Source organism: Pseudomonas sp. GW704-F2, from assembly GCF_059423025.1.
Window position 1 is genome coordinate 57,164 of sequence record NZ_JBWKXO010000031.1, and the last position, 9,606, is coordinate 66,769.

Consider the following 9,606-nt stretch of genomic DNA (forward strand, 5'->3'; position numbering starts at 1 on the left):
TCATGGAAACTCTATTTGCCAAGACATCACCTCTGCGTTCCCGCGCGGACATCACAGTTCTGACCCTTGGGTTTATAAGCATATTGCTGGTGGTTTGGGTTGTAATTAGTCATCGCGGATCCTGGCCGGGGTATAGCGAGATGGTTGCGAACCTGCCTAGTTCTACCGCCTGGTTACGCTGGGTGCTGGGGGATATCAGCGAAGTAGCCTTTTATAAACACGAGCTTGCTTCTCTCGGATTGCTGAGCGGTGCATACATTGCCTGGTGGGCGAGCACGCGCGGAAAAGCGTGGCAAGGCTTTTCCATTTCCTACGGTACAGGATTGTGGCCTTGGCTCGTGACCAGTTCATTGTTGGGGCTAGTACTAAGCAACTTGCTCTGGGGGTGGACCGTAACTACCGGGACATGGCAACCAACATTCGCAGCATTCGTTTCACTGCCGGCGGCGATGGTGCTGATGTTCGGCGGCGGTTGGAAGGTAACGCTCAACGGTGCAATACTGGGGGCGTTGCTGGTGACGCCAACGTGCTTGTTGATCGTGAACTTCGTTTGCGTACCGCTCGGGTTACCTGCGGTGATCGGTAATGTGCTCGGCATGGCCGCTGGTAGCATCATCGCGTTTGAAATTTGTCGTCGGCTGCCCTCGCTGGTTCGTTCGAACTACACCGCTCCCGTAAAACCAATGCCAGCCAAACCGCCCACCTACGGTGTGAGCTGGAGCCTGCGTCGGGTGCTGGCGGACTTTTCAGAAGCCCCTTTTTTCGGGAATGAACTCGCTAGTCTTGGGCTGCTGGCAGGTGTGTTACTGGCGTATGCTCTGAATCCCATCAGCCCGGCTTATGGTTCAGGCTTGCTTATAAACCTTATAGGTGCGCAGGCATTGACGTCAGCAATCGGTGTGGTGATCTGGCGATATCAGTGGATCAAAAAGGGCTGGTATCCGACCTATGTTCCATTGGTGTCAGTGGTTCCTGCAGCCGTGTTGACTTATGGAGGTAGCTGGATGGTTATGGGCTCTAGTGCGCTCTTTGGGGCATTGATCGCGCCGCCGTTAGCCTGTGCAATTGCAGGGCGGTTGCCCGCGCACTTTCATCCCTACATAGGCAATGTGATCGCAATGGCGATGAGCACGCTATTGGTGGTGCCGCTGGTGGGCTGGTTAGCCTCAGAGTAAAGATTTTTCCCATGCTACATTCCTCATGTAGCGTGGGAACCATAAGTGATTAGACGCTAAACGCGCTCTTGCGCAAGGCGCATTTTTTCGAAAAATGCATTGTGGCGGGGGCCGATTGCCTCACCACAACAAAAGCAATCATCGCCTCAAGGCTCGAGGACCGACAGAAAGGTTTTGCCGCTGGGGAGTAATGCTAATTTTTGCAATACGTCATTGACGACACCGACGACACCGAGGTCTTCAGGGCTGGCATTCCCATCGACCACACGACTCAACACCGTCAAAAACTTAACCCGACCCGAATCCACCTTGTCCGACCTGCTGCCCTTGAGGGATATACGGCTCTCGGCAATAGAAGTCTGTTGCTTAAGGTAAACGCGAAACTCTGATTTATTCATTGCCAGTTTCCTTCTTCAACAATGAGTAGGACACGCACTGCAGATTAAGGAGGTCACTGCACCTTGCCTACTGTCAAAGTTCACAGATCTGTATCAGTTACCGGGTGTCGCTCTCACAACCAATGCCAAAACCGGCTCCAGAACCCACGCCCCAAATCATTCTTGCAACCCGCATATTGCTGCGCATACAGCTGCGAGCGGGCCTGCACTTTGCTGGCCACGGGGGGTAGCCAGGCTTTGCTGGCGTAGGTGCGCTGGCGATAGCCGCCCCAGCCTTCGTGGTAGTTCAGGTATTGGCCGTAGGCGTCGTACTTGTAAACGCCGTTGATGGTGTAGGTCTTGTCCATGTACCAACCGACGAAGTCGATGGCGTCGTCGAAGTCCTGACGGCTGGCGCCGCTGCGGCCGGTGCTTTTGCGGTAGTCGTTCCACACTTCATCCTTGGCCTGGGCATAGCCGGCGGCGGTGGAGACGCGGCCCCAGGGGATGATCCACAACAGGTAGTTACGCGGAGCCTTGGCGTCCTGCCGGAAGGCCGATTCCTGGTACATGATGGCGAACGGCAACTGGATCGGCACGCCCCAGCGCTTTTGGGTGACTTGGGCGGCGTCGTACCAGTCGGCCTTTTCGCGAAAGATGCCGCAGAGGTCGTTGGGCGTGCGGGGTGGCGAGGTGCCGCAGGCCGCCAGCAGCGAAGTGAGTAATAACAAGCCGACGAATTTGCCTGCGTTCAAGATGCACCTTTGCGGGATACGCGTAAAAAGCCGGCATTTTACCCATTCAACGCGGCAGGTGAAGAAAGGAAACGCTCAGCGCCGTGCGCAACAGCAGCGTGCGCCAGATCGCACGGGGCAGTTGCGCTGCACTATCGCGCAGCCTGGGTGTCGTAACTCGCATGCGCCCATTCCCAGGAGAAACCATGAGCCAGGACGTCCTCGCCAAAGAAACCAACCGCCGCCAATTGCAGCAGATCATCTCCGGGTTGTCCGACGGGGTGATTTTGGCCGAGCTCGACCAGACCATCCTCTGGGCCAACGAGGCCGCGCTGACCATGCACGGGGTCAGCGCGGTCGAACACCTGGGCGCCAACAATCAGGCCTATTCCGAGCGGTTCGCCTTGCGCTATCGCAATAACCACCCGCTGTTGCCGGACACTTACCCGCTCAGCCGGGTGGCGGCCGGCGAAGCGTTCAGCGACGTGATCGTGGAAGTCAGCCCCACCGGCGACGACGAGCGCAGTTGGGTCCATCGCCTGCGCAGCCTGGTGCTGACCGATTCACGCGGCGAACCGGAGCTTTTGGTGTTGATCCTCAGCGACGCCACCGAATGGGCGAGCGCCGAGCAGCGCTTCGAAAAAACCTTCAACGCCAACCCCGCGCCCGCCGTGATCTGTCGCCTCAGCGACCTGCGCTATATCAAGGTCAACCAGGGCTTTCTGGAGATGACTGGCTATAACCGCGACCAAGTGATCGGCCGCTCGGTGTATGAACTGGACGTGCTGGAACACGCCGAGCGCAAGGACCTGGCCATCCAGCGCCTGGCCGAAGGCGCGACCATCCCGCAGATGCAGGCCGAATTGAGATTGCCCGAGGGCGGCAGCAAGTTGGTGATCGTGGCCGGCCAGCCGTTGGACATGAACGAGGAAGACTGCATGTTGTTTTCCTTCACCGACCTGGAACCGCGGCGCAAGGCAGAAATCGCCCTGCGCCAGAGTGAGGAGCGCTTCGCCAAGTCGTTCCGCCTGACGCCGGTGCCAACCCTGGTGTGCAACGCCGACAACCGTCAGGTGGTGGATATCAACGAAGCCTTCATGAGCATTACCGGCTACACCAGTGAGGAACTGATCGGCAAAGCAATCGAAGACATCGACTTCATCGACAGCGCCCAAGCCTGCGCGCAGTTGTTCGCCACTCTGGAAAAAGCCGGCAACCTCGACGGGCTGGATCTGAAGGTGCGCAAGAAAGGCGATGAGGTGATCGACTGCGTGGTGTCCGCCGATACCGTGAGCATCCAGGACGTGCCCTGCTACCTGCTGGTGCTGATGAACATCACCGAACGCAAACGCTCGGAGCTGGAGCTGGTGGCGGCCATCGAAGAAGTGATGCAGGACGCCTCCTGGTTCAGCCAGACCCTGATCGAAAAGCTGGCCAACGCCAAAGGCGCCAACCGACCCAATGTGCCGGGCATTGCCTTCACTGACCTCACCACCCGCGAGCGCGATGTGCTGGGTTTGATTTGCGAAGGCCTGGCCGACAAAGAGATCGCCTCGCGCCTGAAGCTGGCGCCCAACACAGTGCGTAACCATGTGGCCACGGTGTATTCCAAACTGGGGGTGCATAGCCGTAGTGCAGCGATCGTCTGGGCCCGTGAGCGCGGGCTGTTCGCCGGTGAACTGCGTCTGAAAAACAAGCGCTGAAAGTGCAAATGCACTAGTGCGGCTAGTGCGAATTCGCCTTATTGCGCCTAGGTGTAATGCTTAACCTTCCTGGGGTGGGCACAGGCTTTCGATCCTGTGTCGTCATATTCCACACCCGGAAGGAATTAGCATGTTTACCCTGTCTCAATTGCGAAATTGCATCGAAGAAGGCCTGTCGCCGCTGACGTGCGAATTCACCCTGTGCCGGGACGCGTCGCTGACCCTCAAAGTCTTCGACGCCGAAACCGGCCGGGTCGACCTGGTGGTCACCGGGATCAGCACCAATCGGCTGCAGACCCCGCAAGAAGTGGACAAGATGGTCGAAGAATTACGCTACGAGCTGCACAGCAACCACCTGGGCAAACTCACTCTGGATGACTTGCCTTCAGCCTCGCACCCATGAAATAGAACACCCCGCCACCGACGATAAACGCCCCCAGCATGTAGAACATGTAATGCGCCGGCAGGCTGGCCAACACCAACCCGCACAGCACCGGCCCCAGCGCGGCGCCGAGGTTGGACAGGTTTTGCGCGCCGTAATACATGCCGCGCAGGTGGTCCGGGGCAATACGGTCGATAAACATGTACTCGGCCGGGAACACGACGATTTCCCCCACGGTAAACACCGCCATCGCCAGCACCCACCACAGCACGCTGGTGGACAGCGCAAAGCCGATCAACCCCAGCATGAACATGCTCAAGCCGAAGATCAGCCACTGGCTCAGGTAACGGTGCGAGATGCGCCGGCCGATCACGTATTGCAGGGCAATCACCAACACGGCGTTCGTCGTAAGCACCGCGCTGATGACCTTGTAGGTGTATTCAGCAGTGGTGGTGGTCACCAGGTATTGCGACAGGTAAGCCGTGAACTGGCCGAACACCACCGCACTGAGCACGCCGCCAACGGTGAAGCACACCAGGCGCCGATCCTTTAACAGCACGCGGCCGACAGCCAGGAACGACACCGGCTTTTGCGTGGCATCGACAGTGGCCAGCGCACGATCGCCCCAGCGCCAGTACAGCAGGAAAAACCCCGCCCCCAACAGCGCCGACAGCATAAACGGCAAGCTGATATCCAGCCTAGCCACCATCGCGCCGAAGAACGGCCCCACCGCATAGCCGATATTGGTCAGGGTGTACTTGATGGAAAACACCTCACTGCGCGCGTCTTCCGGCAACAGGCTGGCAAAGCCGGCTTTGATCGCAATATCGATGACCGCGTAAGCCAGGTTGATCAGGATCAGGCAGCCATAGAACGCCCAGATAGTCTGCGCGAGCACCGTACCGATAAAGCCCACGACAAACAGCGCACTCAAGCCCAGCAGTAACCGATAGCTGCTGATGCGATCGACGAGAAACCCGCCATACACGCTGAGCAACGAACCGACGATCAGCGAACTGCCGATCACCAGGCCGACCTGGGTGATGTCCAGGGCAAAGTGCCGGGTGAGGTAGATAACCAGGTACGGAAAGGTGATCGCCTTGGCCAGCGTCAGCATCAACGTGGCGGACAGCAACAGCTTCACTGTGCGGGGGTAGTGTCTTAGGGTGGCAAGCATCCTGCTCTCATTCCATGAAGGTAACGCGGCCATTGCAGCCGGTCACCTTACCTCAGGAACCCGAAAAAAAGCAGGCGTTGCCAGCGGATTATTGCTTGACCGGAGTGATCTCGAGGATGGTGCCGTTAGTGGTTTTGAGCAGCACAAACCTATTGCCGACACGGGCCCATTGGCTGTCCTCTTCGGGCTGCTTCAAGCCGCGTTTCTTCCAGTCAGTGACCGCCGATTCCTTGCGCATCAGGATATCCGGCGCGCGGTCGCCCTCTTTCAAGTCACGGGTATTGATGCTGGAAGGCTTCACGGTTTCCTGCGGGGTATCACCGGCCTGCACCACAAAGCTGGCGGTGGACAGGCTGGCAACGACCAACAGGCTGGCGACGAGGGATCTGGACTTCATGGGTGCTCCTTCAAGTAGTGAGGCGTACCCAGGTTCCGACCGCGGGCGTGTTGAATCATTCAGCCAAAAACCCGAGCGCCCGGTTTCCCTCGCCACAGGGTGTTCGCCGCAACGCCTGCGCTTGCGTAAATAAATGCTGCTCCAGCCCCCTCACCCATTGCCCGCGTGAAATTTATCCTGTAATTTTTCATGAAATTTAACGAAATAAATTTCATGAACCAACAAGAAGAACTCGAAGCCCTGGCGATCCTGATCCACGACCTGCGCAAGTACAAGAAACTCACCCTCGCGCAATTGGCGCAAAAGATCGAGCGTTCGGTGGGTTTCCTGTCTCAGGTCGAACGAGGCCTGTCACGCCCGACCGTGGCGGACCTGACCGCGATCAGCCACGCCCTTGACGTGCCCACCACCTATTTCTACAGCCTGAGCAAGCCCAAGGCCATCAACTGGGTGACGCGCCCCAACGAGCGGCGCACGGTGTATTACGCCAATGGCATCACCGACATCCTGGTCTCCCCCAACATGAACGGTGCGTTTTCGATGCTCGACAGCCTGCTGGCCCCCGGAGCCAATAGCGGTGAGCAGACCATGAGCGACCGCGCCGAGCAGGCCGGGTTTGTGCTGGAGGGTGAGTTGACGCTGTGGGTGGAAGGGGAAGCCGACTCGGTCACCCTGCACCAAGGCGACAGCTTCCACCTGGCCAGTTTCGCCCGCTGCCGCTACGCCAACCTGACCGAACTGCCCGCCCGCGTGCTGTGGGTTTACAACTAGGAGCTACACCCGTGAAAAGCCATTCCTCCACGCTGCTGGCCGAAGTACGGAGCTTTCGCCAGAACCACCCCGACGTGCGTTATGTCGACCTGATCGCCCTGGACATCCCCGGGCATTTCTACGGCAAGCGCTACCCGGTGGAGATGCTGGAAAAAGTCGCCGCCGGCGGCCCCTTGAAGCTGCCGCAGAACGCCGTGCTGCTGGGGGTTCAGGGCGGTTTGTTCAAGATCGGTGATTACTGCTTCAACGACGGCGACCCCGACGCCAACCGCCGCCTGGTGCCGGGCACGCTCAAGCCGGTGAGCTGGGAGTCGCAGCCGCTGGGCCAGATGCTGATCACCTCAGACGGTACGCAAGCGCCGATCGAATTCGAGCCGCGGGAAGTATTGGCCAAGGTCCTGGAACGCCTGCACCACAAAGGCATTCACCCGGTGGTGGCCTTTGAACTGGAGTTTTACCTGTTCGACAAGCAGCTCGACAACGGCCTGCCGCAATTCGCCCGCGACCCGCTGAGTGACGACGCCGACGACCAGCCCAACCTGCATATCGAGCGACTGTCGCGCTTCAGCGAGGTGCTCGACGATATGGCGCAAACCGCCAAGGACCAAGGCATCGACATCACGGTGATCACCGCGGAACTCGGCCCCGGCCAGTTCGAGATCAACTTCGGCCACTTGGACGATGGTCTGCGCGCTGCCGACTGGGCCGCCCTGTTCTGCCGCAGCACCCGTGGCGTGGCGCTCAAGCACGGCTACCGCGCCAGCTTCATGGCCAAGCCCTACCTGCAATTCCCCGGCAGCGGCATGCATGTGCATGTCAGCCTGTACGACGGCGCCGGCAACAACATACTCGCGGCCCATCAACAGCAACCCCTGCGCCACGCCGTGGCCGGCTGCCTGGAGTTGCTGCCGCACTGCATGCCGATCTTCTCGCCGAACCACAACGCCTTCCGCCGCCTGGGCGGTACGGTCAACGCCGCCACCCGTGCCAGCTGGGGCTTCGAAGACCGCGATGCGTGCGTACGCATCCCCGAGTCCGACCCACGCAACCTGCGTATCGAACACCGCCTGGCCAGCGCCGATGCCAACCCGTACCTGGTGTTGGCGGCGATTCTGGTGGGGTTGGAGCATGGGCTTGACGCCAAGCGCGAACCCATCGCCCCACTGAACGACGACCGCAACAGCGGCACCGACTTCCCCCTGGAAATGCTCGAGGCCGTGCGCGCCATGCAACATCAAGCGGTATTACGCGATAAGCTGGGCGCGGAATTTGTCGACGTGTACTGCGAGAACAAACGCCAGGACCACTTGGCGTTTCAGCAGGAGATCAACACGCGGGAATACCGCTGGTTTCTCTAACCCCCCATGGAATCACCGATGACCGACCAAAGCGCCCCGGCCCTCAAGGAAATCTTCAACGCCGAACGCCTGCAACACATCGCCACCGAGATGACGGCGGTGTACCCGGCGTTCGACGCCAAGGGCTTTCTCCAGCACGCCAAGGCCGGGCTGGCCGAGTTGTCGGTGATGCAGCGCGTGGCACGGGTCAGCGACAGCCTGCATGCGGTGATCCCGCTGGATTACCCACAGACTCTCACGCTGCTCCATGCCCTCGCGCCGCGCTTGAACAGCGGCTTTGTCAGCCTGTTCCTGCCGCACTACGTGGCGAGTCATGGCCGGGATGACTTCGAGCGCTCCATGGCCGCGCTCAAATATTTCACCACCTTTGGCTCCGCCGAATTCGCGATCCGGCACTTCTTGCTGCACGACTTCCAACGCACCCTGGCGGTGATGCAACAGTGGTCGCTGGATGACAACGAACACGTGCGCCGCCTCGCCAGCGAAGGCTCGCGACCGCGCCTGCCGTGGTCATTCCGCCTGGCCAACGTACAGGCCAACCCCGGGCTGTGCGCGTCGATCCTCGACAACCTCAAGGCCGACAGCAGCCTCTACGTGCGCAAGTCCGTGGCCAACCACCTCAACGACATCACCAAGGACCACCCCGATTGGGTCCTCAGCCTGATCGAAGGCTGGTCGCTGGATAACCCGCACACCGCCTGGATCGCCCGCCATGCACTGCGCAGCCTGATCAAGCAGGGCAACACCCGCGCGCTGACGATCATCGGCGCGGGAGCCAAGGCCGAGGTCAAGATTCATCACCTGCGCGTCACGCCGGCGGTGATCACACTGGGGGAGCGGATCAACCTGACCTTCAGCCTCGAATCCACCGCCGCCGCACCACAAAAACTGGTGGTGGACTACGCCATCGACTACGTAAAAAGCGCCGGCCACCGTGCGGCCAAAGTGTTCAAGCTCAAGGCCTTTACCCTTGGCGCAGGCGAGCAGCAACACATCAGCCGCGAACAACATATCCGTGAACTGACCACACGCAAGCACTACCCGGGCAAGCACGCGGTGCATGTGCTGGTGAATGGAGAACGGCTGGGCAGCGCGGAATTCGTCTTGCGCGATTGACTCAGTTCAAGCAACACCACAGCTTCAATGTGGGAGGGGGCTTGCCCCCGATAGCGGTGCTTCAGTCATGCATGTTTTGGCTGACACACTGCTATCGGGGGCAAGCCCCCTCCCACATTTGGATCTCCATAGATCAGATAGACCCTGATCTGCTTTTGCTCTTGCTTGGCCTTATAGCCGACCTGATCTTGGAAGCTGAATCCGGTCAAAAGTGTGGGAGGGAGCTTGCTCCCGATAGCGCTGCTTCAGTCATGCATGTTTGGGCTGACACACTGCTATCGGGGGCAAGCCCCCTCCCACATTTGGATCTCCATAGATCAGATAGACCCTGATCTGCTCTTGCTCTTGCTTGGCCTTATAGCCGACCTGATCTTGGAAGCTGAATCCGGTCAAAAGTGTGGGAGGGGGCTTGCTCC

The 9,606-nt window shown here is 59.5% G+C and carries 10 protein-coding genes; 6 read left to right on the forward strand and 4 right to left on the reverse strand.

Translation table 11 applies throughout. The features are described 5' to 3' along the window. Window positions 1–2: 2 nt before the first annotated feature. Window positions 3–1,175, forward strand: coding sequence for a hypothetical protein (locus tag AC07W0_RS22890; RefSeq protein ID WP_173677814.1), 1,173 nt, complete (start codon window positions 3–5; stop codon window positions 1,173–1,175). Between the two features lie 146 nt (window positions 1,176–1,321). On the opposite strand, the gene AC07W0_RS22895 is transcribed toward AC07W0_RS22890, so the two are convergent. Continuing rightward, window positions 1,322–1,573, reverse strand: a complete 252-nt coding sequence (locus tag AC07W0_RS22895; protein WP_046485896.1) for a hypothetical protein — start codon at window positions 1,571–1,573, stop codon at window positions 1,322–1,324. 113 nt (window positions 1,574–1,686) lie between these two features. Further along, window positions 1,687–2,307 carry a transglycosylase SLT domain-containing protein gene (locus tag AC07W0_RS22900; protein WP_057004912.1) on the reverse strand — a complete coding sequence of 207 codons (621 nt, stop codon included), beginning with the start codon at window positions 2,305–2,307 and terminating at the stop codon, window positions 1,687–1,689. 185 nt (window positions 2,308–2,492) lie between these two features. Between AC07W0_RS22900 and AC07W0_RS22905 the strand changes: the two genes are divergently transcribed. Together AC07W0_RS22905 and AC07W0_RS22910 are read left to right on the forward strand one after the other, a co-directional pair. Then, entirely contained in the window at window positions 2,493–3,989 is a 1,497-nt protein-coding gene (locus AC07W0_RS22905; RefSeq protein WP_017847059.1) for a helix-turn-helix transcriptional regulator, read from the forward strand. A 130-nt stretch (window positions 3,990–4,119) separates the two neighbouring features. Then, window positions 4,120–4,392 (forward strand): DUF1652 domain-containing protein, encoded by a 273-nt coding sequence (locus AC07W0_RS22910; RefSeq protein ID WP_017847058.1) that lies wholly within the window; start codon window positions 4,120–4,122, stop codon window positions 4,390–4,392. Here the strand turns inward: AC07W0_RS22910 and AC07W0_RS22915 are convergent. Beyond that, the gene (locus AC07W0_RS22915; protein WP_026140037.1) at window positions 4,355–5,548 is read right to left on the reverse strand and encodes an MFS transporter; all 1,194 of its coding nucleotides are present in this window, start codon (window positions 5,546–5,548) and stop codon (window positions 4,355–4,357) included. The genes AC07W0_RS22910 and AC07W0_RS22915 overlap by 38 nt on opposite strands. Window positions 5,549–5,636: 88 nt before the next feature. Beyond that, window positions 5,637–5,945 (reverse strand): RcnB family protein, encoded by a 309-nt coding sequence (locus AC07W0_RS22920; protein ID WP_017847056.1) that lies wholly within the window; start codon window positions 5,943–5,945, stop codon window positions 5,637–5,639. Window positions 5,946–6,158: 213 nt separating this feature from the next. Between AC07W0_RS22920 and AC07W0_RS22925 the strand changes: the two genes are divergently transcribed. Genes AC07W0_RS22925 through AC07W0_RS22935 form a run of 3 tightly spaced genes read left to right on the forward strand, consistent with a single transcriptional unit; the run spans window position 6,159 to window position 9,190 of the window. Further along, the gene (locus AC07W0_RS22925) at window positions 6,159–6,716 is read left to right on the forward strand and encodes a helix-turn-helix domain-containing protein (protein WP_017847055.1); all 558 of its coding nucleotides are present in this window, start codon (window positions 6,159–6,161) and stop codon (window positions 6,714–6,716) included. Window positions 6,717–6,727: 11 nt separating this feature from the next. Continuing rightward, window positions 6,728–8,074 carry a glutamine synthetase family protein gene (locus AC07W0_RS22930; protein ID WP_017847054.1) on the forward strand — a complete coding sequence of 449 codons (1,347 nt, stop codon included), beginning with the start codon at window positions 6,728–6,730 and terminating at the stop codon, window positions 8,072–8,074. Between the two features lie 18 nt (window positions 8,075–8,092). Further along, a complete protein-coding gene (locus AC07W0_RS22935) occupies window positions 8,093–9,190 on the forward strand; it encodes a DNA alkylation repair protein (RefSeq protein ID WP_046485904.1) in 1,098 nt (365 codons plus the stop codon). The last annotated feature ends 416 nt before the right edge of the window (window positions 9,191–9,606 follow it).